Raw genomic sequence first — 16,626 nt, forward strand, 5'->3', positions numbered from 1 at the left:
TCTGGCCGGCCAGCGGCTCGCTGAAAGCACCGCCAAGCATGCAACAGTACACTGGAGTAGAGGATGGGGCCGATTCCTATCTTATCCGTGACGGCCGGATTCGGGTCATGACCATCCACTACACGGTGATCCCGGCTTGACCGATATGAAGGGTGCGGTGTCGGGCCGGTCGCCGGAACGTGTGCCGACTGCCAGAGCGGCAGGCGTGGTCCTGGTCATTGTGGTCGCCGCGCTGATTGCCGGCTGTACCCTGGCCCCCAAAGAGGCGCGGTTGGTGGCCCGGGATTTGGCGGCTGGCCAGGCTCCCACCGAATTCAAGGAAATCACCGCAACGCCCTCACGGCGTACTGTGACCTTCTCCGGCGAGAAGCAGAGCTATCGTGCCGATCTTTATGTGCCGGGACCGGTTCCCGAAGCCGGCATCCTGTTGATGCCGGGTGCGGCGGAGCAGGGCAAGGACGACCCCCGGCTGGTGAACACGGCAAGGACACTGGCGCGGGCCCGCTTCCTGGTGCTGGTGCCGGACATACCCGGTTTGCGCCGCCTGCAGGTCACGCCGGCCAATATCCAGCATGTGACGGATGCTATTCGCTACCTCGCTTCAGGCAGGGATTTCCCCTCACCGCCACGGATCGGTGCGGGCGCGTTCAGTTACGCGGTGGGTCCGGTGCTGCTGGCTGCCCGGCGCCCCGATCTGGCGGGCCAGGTGGATTTCGTGGTCGGGGTCGGTGGTTACTACGATCTGGAGGAGGTATTGACCTTTGCGACCACCGGTTATTACCGGCAGCAGGGCGAGTGGCATTACCGTCGCCCCAATGAGTACGGCAAGTGGGTGTTCGTACTCAGTAACCTCTCGCGGCTTGCTGATCCCGATGACCGTCGCACGCTGCGGCGGCTGGCAAACTGGCATCTGGCCGGGCGCCCGGGTCCGCAACCGGAGGTCGGGCTGAGTGGTGAGGCGCTGGATGTCTATCGGTTCGTCACCAACAACGATCCGGACAGGGTGCCGGCCCTCATCGGGAAGCTCCCGCTGGCAATCCGCGAGGCGATCCGGGAGCTGGACCTCGCCAACCGGGACCTGTCATCCCTCAAGGCAAACCTCATCCTGGTCCATGGCCGTCGCGACGACATCATTCCCTTTACCGAGAGCGTGCGTCTGGCCGAGGCACTGCCGGAGGGGCAGACGGAGCTGTTTATCCTCGAGGGGCTGCTTCACGTCAATGTCAGCGCACTCTCCATTTTCGATCAGAACCGAATGGCGCATGCCGTCGATTCCCTGCTCCGGCAGCGTGCGGCCCAACCGTAAGCACAGCAGGCGGACTTATTTTCGCTTGCCCAGCGAGAGCTTCGACTTGCGTGGCCCGGCAGTGGGTGGTGGTGTTACAGGTCGGGGCGGGGGTGAAATCTTCTGCCGACCGTAGACCGTCGCGGCCTCCTGCAGAAGCGCCGGCAGTTCGCGGGTCGAGATCGCCTTGGGCATTTCGAGGATATCGATCACCTCTCCGCCGGAGAGTTTCACGGTCAGTCCACTGCTGTGTGAGGCGGTCTGGTTGCTGGGATCCACGGACCATTGGTCGTTAGTGCCCAATGTGCTTTCCTCCCTTTTATTGTTTTTCCAGTGTACTGTTGCATGCTTGGCAACCAAGCATGCAACAGTACACTAGCCCCAGTCGAGAAACGGCATGACCGTAAAATAGAAGATGACCAGGATGCCGAGCAGGTAGAGGATAAATTGGATTGGGTGGTGCATAAAGCGTGAGGCCATCGTCTCGTGCTCGCCGGCCTGCCGTTTTGCCTCATAGGCCGCCCTCACCCGTTCCCCCCGTTCATGCTGATATCGGTCGACCAGTTCCCGTGCCGTTGCCACCCGGCTTTCATCCTTTACCCAGATCCCGGCCACCGAGATCCCCCAGCGTCCCGCTTCGGTTTCATAGAAGTCGATGCCGTGTTCGGTCAGCAATTCGCGGACCTCTTCGGCTTCGTCTTCGGGAACATTGTGTAGCTTGAAAAGCAGCGTGGGCATGTTCGGATTCGCAGGCAGCGGGCGTGGATAGACGCATACTACACTATCGAAGTGAACGGCCAAACGAGGGCCCGTCCCGTTTCCCGGAACGGTTCGGGAGCGGGCACACATCCATTTACGACCGAGCGAGAGTCTTCCCATGGAACGGGACCGCCCTATTGTGCTCATTACCGGCGCCGGCGGCAGGCTGGGCACCGCGATTACCAAAGCGCTGGGTGATGAGTATTGCGTCGTCGGGCTGGAACGCAAATGCGGCGACCTGCCTGACTGTCTAACGGTCGACATCACCTCCGATGAAGCCATGGCGCGCGCCTTTGCCACGCTGCGCGAGCGCTTCGGCACCCGTATCGCGTCGGTGATTCATCTGGCCGCCTACTTCGATTTTAGCGGCGAACCGAATCCCAAATACCGGGAGGTGAATGTCGAGGGGACGCGGCGCCTGCTCCGTGGCTTGCGGGGTTTCCAGGTGGAGCAGTTTATCTACTCCAGCTCCACGCTGGTGCACGCAGCGACCCGTCCGGGCTTTCCCATCGATGAAGATTTTCCGCTGGAGCCGAAGTGGGCCTACCCGCAATCCAAAGTGGAAACCGAGGAGGTGGTTCGCGCCGAGCACGATGAGATCCCCGCGGTTATCCTGCGTATTGCCGGTGTCTACAACGAACAGGGCGGGATCCCCACCCTGGCCCATCAGATCCAGCGGATCTATGAGCGTCAGTGGATGAGCCATCTGTTTCCCGGCGATCGCAGTCACGGGCAGGCGGGGGTGCACATCGACGACGTAGCGTTTGCCTTTCGGCAGACGGTGACGCATCGGGACCGATTGCCCAATGAGAGCACCTTCCTTATTGGTGAGCCCGAAACCGACAGCTACGCCTCCCTGCAGGAGATGATCGGCCGCCACCTGCACGGACAGGGCTGGCTGACAAGGGAAATCCCCAAAACGGTAGCGGCCGGCGGGGCCTGGGCACAGGACAAGCTGGAGGAGATAGTCCCCGACGTCATCGACCAGGGCATCAAGCCGTTCATTCGTCCTTTCATGGTGGAGTTGGCCGACGATCACTACGAACTCGATATCCGCCGTGCAGAGGAGCAGCTGGAGTGGGAACCGCAGCACCGCTTGCGCGACGAACTGCCCAAGATGCTCGAATCCCTGAAGCGGGACCCGGTCACCTGGTACCAGCGCAACCATCTTCCCGTACCGCCCTGGCTCAGTGATGCGAACGAGCTGCCCGAGCACGCCGGGCCGGCCGTTGCCGAACACGAGGCGCGCTCGCGGACCGCCCATCTGCAGACCCTCTGGGCCCACTTCGCCAACGCCGGCCTGGGGCTCTGGCTGATGGCCAGCCCGTTCATCTTCGGGGTGGCGGAGCACTGGATGGAGACGGTGGAGCCCATCACCCCCAGTGGACGGGGCCTGCTCTGGTCCCACACCTGGATGACTGTCAGCGACATCGTTACCGGTCTGCTCATCGTCATCTTCGCGCTCTTCTCCCTCTCTCGCGACAAGGGCTGGGCGCGATGGCTGACCGCGGGGCTCGGTCTGTGGCTGCTGTTTGCGCCGCTGCTGTTCTGGACCCCCAGCGCCGCGGTCTACGCCAACGACACGCTGGTGGGTGCCCTGGTAATCCTGTTTGCCGTGGCGGTCGCCCCGGCTCCGGGTATCAACGTCGCGGCATGGCTTCCCAAGGCGGATATGCCACCCGGCTGGGATTACTGCCCCTCCGGTTGGGGGCAGCGGATTCCGATTATTTTTCTGGCGTTCATCGGGCTGATCATTTCCCGTTATCTGGCCTCCTTTCAGCTCGGGCATATCGGCGGGGCGTGGGATCCGTTTTTCGGCGCAGGTACCGAGCGCATCGTCACTTCCCGGGTATCGGAGGCCTGGCCGGTGGCAGACGCCGGGCTCGGGGCGACGGTCTATGCGCTGGAGATCATCACCGGGGCGATCGGTGATCGCCGGCGCTGGCGTACCATGCCGTGGCTGGTACTCCTGTTCGGCTTCCTGATAGTGCCTCTCGGTGGCACCAGTCTGTTCTTCATCATCATTCAGCCGGTATGGCTCGGGACCTGGTGTACGCTCTGCCTGATCGCCGCCGCCGCCATGCTGATTCAGATCCCCTTCGCCTTCGATGAAATCCTGGCCACCCTGCAGTTTTTGCGCGACCGCCGAAGAAAGGGTCGCTCCGTCCTGCGGGTACTGTTCGTCGGGGATGTCAGCGAGGGTGATGGAATGGATACCCTCGACAACTTTGAACGGCCCGCGCGCGAGGTCATCCGGAACATGTTCGTCTGCGAGGTCAATATGCCGTGGACGCTCGCTGCAAGCATCGTCATCGGCGCCGGCCTGATGCTGAGCCGACTCCTGTTCGAGACCGAAGCGGCTGCGGCGAATAGCGATCACATCGTCGGTGCATTGGTGATCGCGTTTTCGGTCATGGCCCTGTCGGAGGTGGGGCGGTCACTGCGTTACGCCAATGTGCTGCTGGGCACATGGGCGTTCATCGGTGCGATCACCCTTAACGGCTACTCAATCTATGGCTCGACTGCAGCGGCGGTCGCCGGGTTGGTGCTTATCGGCCTCTCCCTGCCCCAAGGGCGTATCGATTGCCGTTATGCCGACTGGAATCGCTGGATTCGATGAAGTGGGTCCGGAAACCGTCAGGGCCCGGGTATGGTGGCAGCGTGGTCAGCCGGGTGTCCTCGACAGCCGCGCCCACGGTAAAGCACTTGCCAGTCGAGCGCTGAAATAGAAAACGTGGGCCCGAACTGCGGTGCAAGTTACCCATACGGTAAGCGACCCCTGCGGGTTCGAATTTCCTGGGCTACGCTTCGGTCGTGGGATACCAACTGGAGGGAACCGGTATGGATAAGAAATGGATATTGCCCGTGTTGCTGGTGTTCGGAACGGGAACGGCTTGGGCACAGCAGACGATGGATGAAAGCCGCCTGTATCTCGGGGCGGGTGTTGGCTGGGCCGATGTCGACGAACCGGGACTCGACGACGACGACACCGGGTACAAAATCTTCCTGGGCTATCGCGCGATGGAGTGGCTGGATGCTGAAGTCGCCTACACGAACCTTGGTGATTTCGGCTCGATCGAGCCTGACGGCTTTCAGTTATCGGGGCTGGCGCGCTTTGCGGTGGACCCGAGCATCGATATCTTCGGAAAGGCGGGCCTTTATGCCTGGGATTCGTCGGACAGTGGTCTGGACTTCGACGACACCGGAGTAGACCCGGTCCTCGGATTCGGCGGCCACTACCAGCTTGATGGAAGGTTTGGAGTGCGGGCCGAGTATGAACGCTTCTACGATGTCGATGATGCCGATATCGATCTCTTCTCCGTCTCGGCCACGTACGATTTCTAATTGTCCTGACGCATCAGTCTGATTGCCCCGTCTCTACCGACGGGGCATCGGCCCGCTCAGAAACGGTTGGCGACAAACGGCCGTCGAGTGCAGAGGCTCCCGTACGGGTTACGCATTCACTGGCATTATCTGAGTGAATTGGTAAGCTATCTGCCAGTTCCAACTCCAGTTTCAATTTGAAGGTAACCGATGAGAATCCTGATTCGTCTCTTTTTCCGAACCCTGCGCCCGTTTCTTACCCCTATCGTGCTCCTCGTCGATCGCGTAGCAGCGCCGACGCCCGTTAAGCGTCCGGAACCTGAACAGGAGTACGTGGACAGGCAAACCCGGGCTTTGACGCTGTATCAATTCAAGACCTGTCCCTTTTGCATTAAAACGCGGCATGCCATCCGGCGTCTGGCGCTGAATATCGAGTTGCGGAATGCGCAGCATGACCCGGTCAGTCGCGACGAGCTGTTGACCGGAGGCGGTGAGATCAAGGTGCCGTGTCTGAGGATCGTCCAGGAGGACGGAAGCGTTCGCTGGATGTACGAGTCCTCCGATATCATCGACTATCTCGAAGGACGATTCGGGTCCGAGGTCGATTTTACCGACACCCAGCCAGGTTTTTCGAACCAGCCGGACTAGTCAAAAAAGACCTCCTGCACTACCTCCCCGCAGGCAGACCCGGGATCCAGCACCTGAATCGGGGCACCGTCGGGCGATGTGCAACTGACGGTGACCAGCTCATCTCCCTCCAATCCGACTACACGGGCTACCCGCACAGGGCTGCCCGTGTAGGCCAGATCGACGACAGCCAGTCGTTTTCCGCCCGTCTCGACATAGCGTGCATCGACATGCGCCCGGCCTCTCCTCCCTTCCGGCGGAACCCTGTTGCGCTCATAGGTCTCTGCCAGGCGCTCCTGCGCGGCAGTTCGTGTCCAGTCGGCGAGTGCGGCCAGGTAGGCGTCGTCCATGTCGGTGGGACTCAAGCCTCTGGCCGGTTCGCGGCCCACCTTGACGTTTGGCGGATAGGAGGATTCACCGCAGCCGACCAGTGCCAGGGAAAACAGCACGACGAACAACCGGGACAGATGCTTCATGGCATGAATAACTTTTTGTGAAAAAGGTCCGGCAAGGTTCGCATCGAAATCTGTGCAGGGCAACCTGGTCTACCGTTTGTTTCCACGGGCACCGGGCGCCGAGGGGCTCTATAGTTACCGTTGAATTAGGCAAAGGAGTGCTCGTTATGCGTAATAGACTATTCGCCCTCATCTTCATGCCGCTGCTGCTTTCGGGATGCGCCACCGACGGACCCAGGGAACAGGCGGGGATGGTCATCGGAGGCACCTTGGGCGGACTTCTGGGAGGGGAAGTGGACGGCCATGGGAGAACCGGAGCCATCATCGCCGGTACGCTGGCCGGTGCCGCGATCGGGGGCGCTGTGGGTAAATCCATGGATGATACGGATCGCCTGAAGGCGGCCCAGTCTCTGGAAAACGTTCGTACAGGAGTGCCTTCCGCCTGGCGAAACCCGGATAGCGGCGTTGAGTATGAGTTCACACCAACCCGCACCTTCGAGACCCGGCAGGGCCCCTGTCGTGAATATCGGGTGGAAGCCTACGTGGGCGGTGAAAAGGAGACCGTCTACGGCACTGCCTGTCGCCAACCGGACGGCAGCTGGGAAATGGTCTCCTGAGTTCGTTACCGCATCCATGCCGGTTTCACCGTGATGGCCTGTCGGCATTTGTACGGACGGTCGACGCTGCAATCCACTACTACGATGGTCCCAAGATGAACCGTGCGGAGGTGTGAATGAAATGGAATTCCCTGGGTATCGGGGCTGTCGCTCTTCTGGGGGCGGCGAGTTTGTCGGCTCAGACAGCGGATGATTTCTCGGAATGGGAGAAAGAGATCGCACATTCGTTTGCAGAGATGGATGCCAATCGCGATGGCGTGCTGGATCGGGAAGAAGTGGGGCAGAATCCTCCCCTTGAAACCCATTTCTCGATGGCTGATATGGACAAGGATGGCCACATTTCCGTAGAGGAATTTGCGGCTTTCGAGATCCTGGTGGAATCCATCGAGGCCGCCGAGCGGGAGCCTTCAATCTGATTTTGCGGGAACCGGAATGGGTATGCCCATTCCGGGCATCCGATCGACCCAAGCACGCTCAAGTTATTTTTCGGGACTATTCCGAGTGGGCTCGATCGTTTTTGAAACGATCTCGGAAATAGTGCTCTCCCGGCCGGTACGGTCATAGGCAGTGACAGCAAAATAATAGGTGCGTGGGGCCAGGTTATGAATTACATGCCCCGTTTTGTTTCTATCCTCTATCTTGATCACCTGGTCCATCGATTCAGGCGAGGTGCCGTAATAGATTTTGTAGCCACCGAGCTCTTCAGGGGTAATGCCGGCACCATCCGCACGAGCGGTTGGCGGATCCCAGGAGAGCTCGACCTGATGCAGCTGTGCACCCCTTTTGGTGATTTCCGGCCTCTCCTGATCGGTAGCGGGTTTACTGCACGCCCCCAGGCCGAGAACAACAGTCCCGAACAGCAACACAGCAAAGGACACCCAGGCGAATCTGATGGATGGCATAGCGTTTCCTTTTGAAGACCGATAAAGGGGGCAACCGGAAAGTCGTCCATAAGCATAGCCCAGGAACCGCCGAATGTGGTGGAGCGTCTGTCGCCGCGGGTTTGTAGGCGCGAACGATGCGGCCCTACGATTGAGCGGGATGGGTCAGCGGGTATTTTCGTACGCCTCCAGCGTCTCCATGAGTGCCGCGCGGCGACTGTCTCGGGGCAGCGCTTTGGCTAGCTCACGGTAGCGGGCCACGTTATCCGGGGTTAGAAAAGGTTCCAGCTCCCGGGCAATGGTCCGGGCCGGGAAGTGGGCGCCGGAGCGTAGATTCGACTGCAGGAAGGCGTCCACTTCGTCGCGGTGCCCCGCTGCGGCATAGTGCTGCAACTGGGGCAGGGCGAGCTCGAACAGCTTTTCGTCATGGTGTTGGTCCAGAGTTGTGACAAGGGCGTCAAGGTGTTCATCGGCAGGCGGGATCTCGTCCAGCGCCTCAATGGCGGCTGCCCGCGCGCGCCCACTGTCGTACTTGAGCACTTCATGCGCGGCATTGGCCAACTCAACGTCGTCGATACGGTAGGTGCGATGTTGTTCGATGAGTGCCCGCATTCCGGTTGCTATCCGCTCGCCGGCCTCGAAATACTCCGCCCGGGGATCCTGGTCCTCGCCCAAGCTGCAATTCGGGGCCTTGTAGCACTCCCACGCATTGCGGATATCGGCGAGGATCTCGTGCGCCTGGGCGTCCGGTTCTCCGTCCTCCCCGGAAAAGTCCTCGGCCGGCCTGTCTATTTCGGTTACAGGGACCGGTGCTTCGGCTGCCGGTGCCCTGCCGGCCGGCTCCGAGTTCACTGTAGAGGTTTCGGAGCCGGGCTCAGACTGCCAACCGAAATACGCAAGCACGATCAGTGCACCGGCGATCAGCAAAATAAAACGTCGCATTCCTTACCCATTCTCATCATTTGAAGGCATAGTATTCCCACTCCTTCCCTGTGTACTTATCGTAAAAGCCCTCGTCGTTCCGGGCCCAGGTGTGGGTAGAATCCATCCAGCGGCAGATCTCCCCCGGTCCGCCATTGTAGGCCGAGTAGGCGGAGCGGGCGCGCGCCATCCATTGATCGGCGGAGCCGACACACCATTCGCCCGGTGCTCGCTGCCACCCTTCATAATAGATGTCCAGGGCATAGATCAGGTTGTCGTCCAGCCGCCAACCCTTGCCGGAGCCGATGGCGTCGGTGTGGTAGCGATCATCGATCTGCATCAGGCCGTGGCCGTGCCCCGCGTCGCCCCGGACCATAGTCAGCAGGCGACCGCGGTACGTCGACGCCTCTCGGTAGTGGGTCCAGAAGGTCTCCTGGTGGGCGGTGGTATAGACTGCGTGCTGCCAATTCTCCACCTCCAGGTCGCTCACTTCCGGGCGACGACTGCGAATGTAAGCGGCGGCCTCGTCCGCCAGAAATGGGTAGAGTTCCCCCATATAGCGGATGCGTTCTCCGTCGCGGGGCTCCTCATCGTCGAAGATATACGCCCTGTAATCCGAACGAACCACCCGGGTGCTGCCGAACTCTTCCACATCGCAACCGTACGGCACTCTGCCGAAAGCCCAGCTGCCATCGAGGAGTTCCGGGCATTTCCACCAATCGGATGGCTCGGTGTCCGTCGACCCACTGGTCCCCATATAGAGATCGAACTCACAGGCCGAAACCAATGCAGCCAGGACTCCGATCAGAGCTGTTCTTGTCCAGCCGTCCGGTTTCATTCTCCAACCTTCATTTGCCCCATGGATTGAAATACCACCAACCGGGAATCGCATCAAGTCACTACGGCGAAGGGCGGACACGGCAACTTGATACATCCAGGCGTTGGCAATATTCAAAGGGCTTTGTACCACTTCAATGGATCGTGAACCGTGTTCAAGGGAGCGTTTATCGCAGAGTAATCCCTGCTCCTGGAAAGCGCGGCGACGCAATAATGACGTGATGGTACGGAAACGTTTATCACTTTACGTCGCAGACCGGGTCACTCCTCAATACTAAGATCGACCGAAGGCGACCGTGCTTCGGTCTCGTCAGCAATTGCATCATTGGCGGCCTCCTGTGTGGTCCACATAAGGCTCTGCGCGACATAATCGCCAGCATTTACTGCGCACCCGTTATCGCCGATTTGGTACCACGTCCCCGAGTAGGTCTTCGTCTCTCCAGCGGCGAAGCTCAATTCGGTAATAACCGTCGCAAATCCTTTGTCGAAAGACCAGTGCTACATTGGCTGTGTCTCCCCGGTGGGCGCCACAATGAACTCATGAACTCATGAACTCATGAACTCATGAACTCATGAACTCATGAACTTGAGTACTTGTCGCTGTAAGCGTCTGGGGATCGTCTGTGATATTGATTATGGAGATCTCGAAGATGATCGGTTCGGCCAAAGAGAACGGGTACGTTTCATTTTTGTTCTGGTCCATCAGCCTGAGCTCCGTTTGGAACACCCGCTCTTCTTCTTCCTCTTCGATTATGCACCCTGAAATGGCCACGGAAAGAACCAATAGCCCGATAGAAAGAGATCCTTTCAAGACATGCCACACACCTCCATTCCCAAAGACTGCTGCATTATAGGCACTCGGTTTTCTTTTTGTCTTTATGATCCTAGTCCAAAAGGGAGACCCCCCAGCTCTGCTGGGGAGGCAGTAGAAGTTTGACAATTCCGGAAGTCTCGTGAGAACTCCCAAACGTGAGCCGCCAAGCATCACGAATGGGAGAACTCATGAGACAAGTAGCGAGTCGGCTGGCACAGCAGAAAGAGAGCCATATCGAAGAAGGGCACCTTATGCCGGACCACGTCCACATGATGATCGCGATCCCGCCGAAGTATGCGGTGTCGCAAGTGGTCGGGTATATCAAAGGCAAGAGCGCGATTCACATAGCGCGGCTCTATATGGAGAGGAAGAGAAATTTCGTGGGACAGCATTTCTGGGCACGAGGCTACTTCGTATCGACGGTAGGGCGAGACGAAGCGGTAATTCGGAATTATATCCGGCACCAGGAGGCAGAAGACCGCCGGATTGACCAGATGAATTTGATGTAGGTTGCCCCCTTTAGGGGGCGCAAGGACCGCGCAGCGGTCCGTCTAGGCCGCTTTGAGCGGCTCACAAATTAAAGCCCCCGGCTTTGCCGGGGGATGTTTTACTTAGGTAACGGCCGCGCGCAGAACCGTGTTGGATGACCGGAAGTGCCGCTTTTTACGTTGCGCGGCTAAGTTCAGCCGTTCTCCTTTATGGCCGCTTGACCCCGCCAAGGGGAACTGGATGAGTGATGATTAATGCGGGCAATGGAGCCAAGCTGGAGGTTGGCCGTAACCAGCGATAACAGCAAGAGAGCGGCGCCACCGTTATGGGCTACGGCCATCCCGACAGGGAACATCAGCCAGATGTTGGCGACACCCACCGCGAATTGCAGCACAGCCACGGTACCGAGCCATACTCCCCAGGCCCTGGCCATTCCCGCCATGCGCACCATCCGCCAGGCGAGGCCCCCGACGAGCAGCAGCGTCAGCACGGCGCCGAGCCGGTGCATGAAGTGAATTGTGGTGCGCGACTCACCTGCGAGGGTGCCGCCCTCGTAATCACCGGCTGGAGGCGGCGGGGCAGGCCAGAGCGCCTCGGCGAGGTTCATTTGCGGCCACCACTCGCCCTGACAGGTGGGAAAATCGGGGCAGGAGGTGGCCGCGTAGTTGGCGCTGGTCCAGCCGCCCAGCATGATTTGCATGACGACCACTGCCAGCGCAATGCGTGCCGCCGCGACAGTGCCGCGCCCGACTTGCAGACGATCTGTTCGCGGCTCCAGCCAGACCATCAACAGCAGTGCCGCGACTGCAAAACCACCGACCAGGTGGCCCATCACGATCAGCGGGTGGAGTCGGAGTGTGACTGTCCACATCCCCAGCAGGGACTGAAAAATCACCAGCAGCAGCAGAGCGCGGGTGTGGACGCGTGCGTACGCAAGAACGGGCTTGCGGGACATGACAAACAGTCCAAAGAGGAGCAGGCCCAGAGTACCCGCCGCGTAACGGTGCACCATCTCTTTCCGGGCCTTGTGAAGGACAAGGGGCCGCTCGGGATAGAGCGAGGTAGTGTTCGGCACCAGTGCCTTGCCGTAGCAGCCTGGCCAGTCCGGGCAGCCCGATCCTGCATCGGAGAGCCGCACGTAGGCACCGAACATGGAAACGCAAAGAGTGAGCAGCAGCGCCGCTCCAGCCGTGGCGCGAAAGGTCTTCGGGAGGGTGGCGAATGGCATGGCGGGTCCTTTGCCTTGTTAGCAGGCTTCCTGCCAAAACTAGTTCGAATGCCCGATAAATTCCTGGCAGAGAACGGAGCTGCGCCCCGGACTTCATAGGCGCCGCCTATTATTTCTATCCAGACAAACGATTTCCACAATCGGCAATCGGCATCCATACTCTTTCCCGAGTTCCAGTACAAACGAAAAGGAAGATAGCCATGTTGGAAAATCGTGAAGGTCAGCGGGTACCCAGTGTTACGTTCAAAACTCGTCAGCAGGGCGAGTGGGTGGACGTCAAGAGCCACGATATTTTTGCAGGGAAGACAGTGGTGGTGTTCTCGCTGCCGGGTGCATTCACCCCTACCTGCTCTTCGGCGCATGTGCCGCGCTACAACGAACTGGCACCGGTGTTGAAGGAAAACGGCGTGGACGAGGTGGTCTGCATCTCGGTCAACGACACCTTCGTCATGAACGAATGGGCCAAGGAGCAGAAGGCGGATCGGATCACCTTCCTTCCCGACGGCAACGGTGAGTTTACCGAAGGCATGGGCATGCTGGTCGACAAGGACGACCTCGGCTTCGGCAAGCGCTCCTGGCGCTACTCGATGCTGGTGAAGGATGGTGTGATCGAAAAGATGTTTATCGAGCCGGAGAAGCCGGGCGATCCGTACGAGGTCTCCGATGCCGACACCATGCTCGGCTATATCAACCCGAACGCCAAAAAGCCCCACGACGTGATGCTGTTCACCCGTGCCGGTTGTCCGTTCTGCGCCCGGGCCAAGGGAATGCTCCATGAGCGCGGGATGGAGTTCGAGGAAGTGGCGGTCGGTGAGTCAGTCTCGGTGCGCGCGGTGCGTGCAGCCACCGGTGCCGACAGTGTGCCCCAGGTATTCATTGACGGGCAGCTCGTCGGCGGCTCCGACGAACTGGCCGAATGGCTCAGTGCCCGCGAAGCGGCCTGAGCGGCAGGACCGCGGACCGGCCCCGGTCCGCGGGTATTTTCGGATCGTGCAGAAACACGGCCCTTTCCGGCTCCTGACTTGCAGTTGCCTGAAGGCTTCGGGGGCAGCCTGAATAGCAACCATAAGCTTTCCTTATAGAATAAGACCTTGTCAAAATATTAGAAAACCCTCATAGTGCGCGCCCTATGACTCCGCCCTAGCGCACACACTCTCCTTCCGGCCGAACCGCTGCACGGTGATGCCCTGCCGGCATCCATTCCCTCGATTCAGCCCGATCCGACCGAAAACGATCCGGATCCGCAGTACCAGCCGCGGACGCGGGGCCATTTTCGGTCACGGGGATGACGCTACGTTACATAACGTCCCTCGATTTTCGAACACACAAGAACACCGGTCCCACCAGAGCTGTCAGGAATCCGTCCTGTGCCCGTTGGCAGGTATGGACGGGACCCTTTTTTGCTCGCGATGGTGAACCGCACGGACTCTGGAAAAAACAATCAATGCTCGAGACGCTCAGAAAAGACTGGCTGATGAATATCCGTGGCGACATCCTTGCCGGCGTGGTGGTTGCCCTGGCCCTCATCCCGGAAGCGATTGCCTTTTCCATCATCGCCGGTGTCGATCCCAAGGTCGGCCTCTACGCCTCCTTCTGTATCGCCGTGGTCATCGCCTTTGTGGGTGGCCGGCCGGGCATGATTTCCGCGGCCACGGGCGCCATGGCGCTGTTGATGGTCACGCTGGTAAAAGAGCACGGGCTGGAATACCTGCTGGCGGCCACGCTGTTGACCGGGGTGCTGCAGATCGGTGCCGGCTATCTGAAGCTCGGTTCGCTGATGCGCTTCGTTTCGCGTTCGGTGGTGACCGGCTTCGTCAATGCCCTGGCGATCCTCATCTTCATGGCGCAGCTGCCGGAGCTGACCAATGTGACCTGGCATGTGTATGCCATGACCGCCGCCGGGCTGGGCATCATCTATCTCTTCCCCTACATCACCAAGAGCATTCCGTCGCCGCTGGTGACCATCGTGGTGCTGACCGCCATTGCCCTGTTTCTGGATCTGGAGATTCGGACGGTGGGGGACATGGGTGAGTTGCCGGATACCCTGCCGGTGTTCCTGTGGCCCGACGTGCCGCTCACGTTCGAGACCCTGAGCATCATCTTTCCCTACTCCCTCTCCCTGGCCGTGGTCGGCCTGCTGGAGTCCATGATGACCGCCACCATCATCGATGACCTGACGGACACCTCCAGTGACAAGAACCGTGAATGCAAGGGGCAGGGCATCGCCAACATCGGCTCGGGGCTGCTGGGCGGGATGGCCGGCTGCGCGATGATCGGCCAGTCGGTAATCAACGTGAAGTCGGGAGGCCGTGGCCGGCTCTCCACCTTTGCCGCCGGTGCGGTGCTGTTGCTGATGGTGGTATTCATGGGCGAATGGGTTTCGCAGATCCCCATGGCAGCATTGGTCGCGGTGATGATCATGGTGGCCATCGGCACCTTTAGCTGGGAATCACTGCGCAATCTGAAGAAGCATCCGCCCAGTACCAGCATCGTCATGCTCGCCACCGTGGCAGTTGTGGTCGGTACCCACAATCTCGCCTATGGCGTTTTTGTCGGAGTGCTGTTGGCCTCTTTGTTCTTCGCCAACAAGGTCGGGCAGTTCAAGTATGTAAAAAGCGGGTTGAGTGAGGACGGCAGCCGCCGTACCTACCGAGTGGTCGGCCAGGTCTTTTTCGCATCAGCGGACAAGTTCGTCGAGTTCTTCGACTTCAAGGAAGCTATCGAAAAAGTGGTCATCGACGTCAATCAGGCGCACTTCTGGGATATCACCGCCGTCGGTGCCCTCGATAAAGTGGTTATCAAGTTCCGCCGCGAGGGTACGGAAGTGCTGATCATCGGACTCAACAAGGCGAGTGCCACCATCGTCGACCGCTTTGCCGTGCATGACAAGCCCGAGGCGGTGGACGAATTGATGGGGCACTAACGAAACTTGCGTCATCCCCCTGTAGGAGTGGCGGTGCCGGCAGGGAACCTGTGAGTATGCGTTGACCCTCCAGGTGGTCATTAGGTGGGTTCTATTGCCGGCCATGGGATGGTACAACGATTCAAAAGTTTTGATCGGCATCTACAACTCATCGGCGGCAGACAGCCCGGGGCGATGCTATTCAGCTTCACGGAGACCAATGATCATGACCAACGTTACCGCCTGTATCGACGGTTCCAGCGCATCACCCGCAGTCTGTGACTACGCGGCCTGGGCCAGCCTGCGCATGGAGGCGCCACTGGTATTCCTGCACGTACTGGACAAGTCCGAGTATCCGGCGCAAAGCAATCTCAGTGGCAATATAGGGCTGGGTAGTCGTGAAGCGCTGCTGGAAGAGTTGGCCGAACTGGATGAGAAACGCGGAAAGCTTGCCCTGGAGCAGGGCCGGGTGATGTTGGAAGCGGCCCGTGATAGGGCGATTGAAGACGGCGTTGCCGATCCCGCTACGCGCCAGCGCCACGGGGATCTGGTCGAGACCCTGATCGAGATGGAAGAGGAAATCCGTCTCCTGGTGATCGGCAAACAGGGCCGGGCTGGCGACAGTCTCGGTGAACACATCGGGAGCCATCTGGAAAACGTCGTGCGTACCATGCACCGCCCTATTCTGGTCACAACGCCCATTTTCCAGGAGCCAAGGAGCGTGATGATCGCGTTTGACGGTAGCGCCACGACCCGCAAAGGTGTCGAAATGGTCGCGTCCAGTCCATTGTTCCGTGGTCTCCCCTGTCACCTGGTGATGGTGGGAGCGGCGACGGACGATGCATACACACAGCTCGATTGGGCCTGCCAGACCCTGGAAGCCGAAGGCTTTGAGGCTCCCTTCACGATTCTGGCCGGTGAGGTCGAAACCGTACTTTGTGAATACCGCAAGGAGCACGATATCGATATGCTGATCATGGGTGCCTACGGGCACTCGCGGATCCGCCAATTCCTGGTCGGCAGCACCACTACCAGTGTGGTGCACAGCGCCAACGTACCGGTACTGTTGCTGCGCTGATACCACTCCATTAGCGCCTGGGGCGTAACTGCCCCTCATGGTTGCTCTTTTTTGGCACTGACTCTGAAGAACTTGCCCCCGCTGTCTTTGCGAGCCTCACCCGCCGCTACGCAGCCCCGAATTGGTGAAGAACGGGTAACCACGGGGTACACGGGGCATGGTTCTTTCTCCCCGTGCGCTCCGTGTTCCCCGTGGTTCCGAAATTAAAGGAGGTGAATCGTTGAGTTCTTCAAGAGCCCGTCGGAGGGCTACAGGGTCTCAGGCCGCAGCCGGAGATACCGCTGCTAGCCGAAACCGTGCGCTGTTGAAACAACAGATTGCCGCGCGCTGGGGCTCCTCCTGAAGAACTTCCCTCCGCTGTCATTACGAGGAGCCCCGGCGACGAAGTAATCTCCTGCTCCCAAAACCC

General features: G+C 59.8%; 17 protein-coding genes and 2 pseudogenes. 10 read left to right on the forward strand and 9 right to left on the reverse strand.

Annotation, left to right across the window (positions count from 1 at the left end):
* Positions 1 to 136 precede the first annotated feature (136 nt).
* Positions 137 to 1,306 carry an alpha/beta hydrolase family protein gene (locus Q7L05_RS14095; protein WP_303907965.1) on the forward strand — a complete coding sequence of 390 codons (1,170 nt, stop codon included), beginning with the start codon at positions 137 to 139 and terminating at the stop codon, positions 1,304 to 1,306.
* Positions 1,307 to 1,321: 15 nt separating this feature from the next.
* On the opposite strand, the gene Q7L05_RS14100 is transcribed toward Q7L05_RS14095, so the two are convergent.
* Both Q7L05_RS14100 and Q7L05_RS14105 read right to left on the reverse strand, forming a co-directional pair.
* Positions 1,322 to 1,588, reverse strand: coding sequence for a hypothetical protein (locus Q7L05_RS14100; protein ID WP_303907968.1), 267 nt, complete (start codon positions 1,586 to 1,588; stop codon positions 1,322 to 1,324).
* Positions 1,589 to 1,660: 72 nt separating this feature from the next.
* Positions 1,661 to 2,023 carry a DUF6164 family protein gene (locus Q7L05_RS14105; protein WP_303907971.1) on the reverse strand — a complete coding sequence of 121 codons (363 nt, stop codon included), beginning with the start codon at positions 2,021 to 2,023 and terminating at the stop codon, positions 1,661 to 1,663.
* A gap of 139 nt (positions 2,024 to 2,162) precedes the next feature.
* Between Q7L05_RS14105 and Q7L05_RS14110 the strand changes: the two genes are divergently transcribed.
* From Q7L05_RS14110 to Q7L05_RS14120, 3 genes are all read left to right on the forward strand, one after another.
* Positions 2,163 to 4,664, forward strand: a complete 2,502-nt coding sequence (locus Q7L05_RS14110; RefSeq protein ID WP_303907973.1) for an NAD-dependent epimerase/dehydratase family protein — start codon at positions 2,163 to 2,165, stop codon at positions 4,662 to 4,664.
* Between the two features lie 221 nt (positions 4,665 to 4,885).
* Positions 4,886 to 5,389, forward strand: a complete 504-nt coding sequence (locus tag Q7L05_RS14115) for an outer membrane beta-barrel protein (protein ID WP_303907976.1) — start codon at positions 4,886 to 4,888, stop codon at positions 5,387 to 5,389.
* Positions 5,390 to 5,578: 189 nt separating this feature from the next.
* The gene (locus tag Q7L05_RS14120; protein ID WP_303907979.1) at positions 5,579 to 6,016 is read left to right on the forward strand and encodes a glutaredoxin family protein; all 438 of its coding nucleotides are present in this window, start codon (positions 5,579 to 5,581) and stop codon (positions 6,014 to 6,016) included.
* Here Q7L05_RS14120 and Q7L05_RS14125 read toward each other — a convergent pair.
* Positions 6,013 to 6,471 (reverse strand): hypothetical protein, encoded by a 459-nt coding sequence (locus Q7L05_RS14125; RefSeq protein ID WP_303907981.1) that lies wholly within the window; start codon positions 6,469 to 6,471, stop codon positions 6,013 to 6,015. The genes Q7L05_RS14120 and Q7L05_RS14125 overlap by 4 nt on opposite strands.
* Before the next feature lie 146 nt (positions 6,472 to 6,617).
* On the opposite strand from Q7L05_RS14125, the gene Q7L05_RS14130 reads away from it, so the two are divergent.
* Together Q7L05_RS14130 and Q7L05_RS14135 are read left to right on the forward strand one after the other, a co-directional pair.
* On the forward strand, positions 6,618 to 7,067 hold the full coding sequence (locus tag Q7L05_RS14130; RefSeq protein WP_303907984.1) for a glycine zipper 2TM domain-containing protein: 450 nt from the start codon (positions 6,618 to 6,620) through the stop codon (positions 7,065 to 7,067).
* Between the two features lie 116 nt (positions 7,068 to 7,183).
* Positions 7,184 to 7,483, forward strand: coding sequence for an EF-hand domain-containing protein (locus Q7L05_RS14135; protein WP_303907987.1), 300 nt, complete (start codon positions 7,184 to 7,186; stop codon positions 7,481 to 7,483).
* Positions 7,484 to 7,546: 63 nt separating this feature from the next.
* Here the strand turns inward: Q7L05_RS14135 and Q7L05_RS14140 are convergent, their stop codons facing one another.
* The 5 genes and pseudogenes from Q7L05_RS14140 to Q7L05_RS14155 form a co-directional block, all read right to left on the reverse strand.
* A complete protein-coding gene (locus Q7L05_RS14140; protein WP_303907990.1) occupies positions 7,547 to 7,969 on the reverse strand; it encodes a fibronectin type III domain-containing protein in 423 nt (140 codons plus the stop codon).
* 144 nt (positions 7,970 to 8,113) lie between these two features.
* Positions 8,114 to 8,890 (reverse strand): hypothetical protein, encoded by a 777-nt coding sequence (locus Q7L05_RS14145; protein WP_303907993.1) that lies wholly within the window; start codon positions 8,888 to 8,890, stop codon positions 8,114 to 8,116.
* Positions 8,891 to 8,906: 16 nt separating this feature from the next.
* Positions 8,907 to 9,707, reverse strand: a complete 801-nt coding sequence (locus Q7L05_RS14150) for a hypothetical protein (RefSeq protein ID WP_303907996.1) — start codon at positions 9,705 to 9,707, stop codon at positions 8,907 to 8,909.
* Between the two features lie 260 nt (positions 9,708 to 9,967).
* Positions 9,968 to 10,189, reverse strand: a pseudogene (locus Q7L05_RS17535) (hypothetical protein); the annotation flags it as partial.
* Between the two features lie 79 nt (positions 10,190 to 10,268).
* Entirely contained in the window at positions 10,269 to 10,517 is a 249-nt protein-coding gene (locus Q7L05_RS14155) for a hypothetical protein (RefSeq protein ID WP_303907998.1), read from the reverse strand.
* Between the two features lie 179 nt (positions 10,518 to 10,696).
* Here Q7L05_RS14155 and tnpA point away from each other — a divergent pair.
* Positions 10,697 to 11,029, forward strand: a pseudogene (gene tnpA / locus Q7L05_RS14160) (IS200/IS605 family transposase); the annotation flags it as partial.
* Between the two features lie 173 nt (positions 11,030 to 11,202).
* On the opposite strand, the gene Q7L05_RS14165 reads toward tnpA, so the two are convergent.
* Complete coding sequence (locus tag Q7L05_RS14165; RefSeq protein WP_303908001.1) at positions 11,203 to 12,237, reverse strand: COX15/CtaA family protein; 1,035 nt, start codon at positions 12,235 to 12,237, stop codon at positions 11,203 to 11,205.
* Positions 12,238 to 12,437: 200 nt separating this feature from the next.
* Here Q7L05_RS14165 and Q7L05_RS14170 point away from each other — a divergent pair, with 200 nt between their 5' ends.
* The 3 genes from Q7L05_RS14170 to Q7L05_RS14180 all read left to right on the forward strand — a co-directional run bounded on the left by Q7L05_RS14170 (position 12,438) and on the right by Q7L05_RS14180 (position 16,217).
* Positions 12,438 to 13,181: a glutathione peroxidase gene (locus tag Q7L05_RS14170; protein ID WP_303908004.1), complete on the forward strand. Its 744-nt coding sequence runs from the start codon at positions 12,438 to 12,440 to the stop codon at positions 13,179 to 13,181.
* Positions 13,182 to 13,681: 500 nt separating this feature from the next.
* Positions 13,682 to 15,160, forward strand: a complete 1,479-nt coding sequence (locus Q7L05_RS14175; protein ID WP_303908007.1) for a SulP family inorganic anion transporter — start codon at positions 13,682 to 13,684, stop codon at positions 15,158 to 15,160.
* Positions 15,161 to 15,365: 205 nt separating this feature from the next.
* Positions 15,366 to 16,217: a universal stress protein gene (locus Q7L05_RS14180; protein ID WP_303908011.1), complete on the forward strand. Its 852-nt coding sequence runs from the start codon at positions 15,366 to 15,368 to the stop codon at positions 16,215 to 16,217.
* Positions 16,218 to 16,626 lie beyond the last annotated feature (409 nt).

The sequence above is a fragment of the Thiohalomonas denitrificans genome (assembly GCF_016841685.1).
In the GTDB taxonomy this organism is placed as follows: Bacteria; Pseudomonadota; Gammaproteobacteria; order Thiohalomonadales; family Thiohalomonadaceae; genus Thiohalomonas; species Thiohalomonas denitrificans_A.

Coding starts and splice junctions, on each gene's coding strand:
- Q7L05_RS14165 (WP_303908001.1), bottom strand. CDS start 12,237: ATGCCATTCGCCACCCTCCCGAAGACCTTTCGCGCCACGGCTGGAGCG.
- Q7L05_RS14180 (WP_303908011.1), top strand. CDS start 15,366: ATGACCAACGTTACCGCCTGTATCGACGGTTCCAGCGCATCACCCGCA.
- Q7L05_RS14135 (WP_303907987.1), top strand. CDS start 7,184: ATGAAATGGAATTCCCTGGGTATCGGGGCTGTCGCTCTTCTGGGGGCG.
- Q7L05_RS14125 (WP_303907981.1), bottom strand. CDS start 6,471: ATGAAGCATCTGTCCCGGTTGTTCGTCGTGCTGTTTTCCCTGGCACTG.
- Q7L05_RS14145 (WP_303907993.1), bottom strand. CDS start 8,890: ATGCGACGTTTTATTTTGCTGATCGCCGGTGCACTGATCGTGCTTGCG.
- Q7L05_RS14150 (WP_303907996.1), bottom strand. CDS start 9,707: ATGAAACCGGACGGCTGGACAAGAACAGCTCTGATCGGAGTCCTGGCT.
- Q7L05_RS14105 (WP_303907971.1), bottom strand. CDS start 2,023: ATGCCCACGCTGCTTTTCAAGCTACACAATGTTCCCGAAGACGAAGCC.
- Q7L05_RS14115 (WP_303907976.1), top strand. CDS start 4,886: ATGGATAAGAAATGGATATTGCCCGTGTTGCTGGTGTTCGGAACGGGA.
- Q7L05_RS14175 (WP_303908007.1), top strand. CDS start 13,682: ATGCTCGAGACGCTCAGAAAAGACTGGCTGATGAATATCCGTGGCGAC.
- Q7L05_RS14120 (WP_303907979.1), top strand. CDS start 5,579: ATGAGAATCCTGATTCGTCTCTTTTTCCGAACCCTGCGCCCGTTTCTT.
- Q7L05_RS14110 (WP_303907973.1), top strand. CDS start 2,163: ATGGAACGGGACCGCCCTATTGTGCTCATTACCGGCGCCGGCGGCAGG.
- Q7L05_RS14130 (WP_303907984.1), top strand. CDS start 6,618: ATGCGTAATAGACTATTCGCCCTCATCTTCATGCCGCTGCTGCTTTCG.
- Q7L05_RS14140 (WP_303907990.1), bottom strand. CDS start 7,969: ATGCCATCCATCAGATTCGCCTGGGTGTCCTTTGCTGTGTTGCTGTTC.
- Q7L05_RS14170 (WP_303908004.1), top strand. CDS start 12,438: ATGTTGGAAAATCGTGAAGGTCAGCGGGTACCCAGTGTTACGTTCAAA.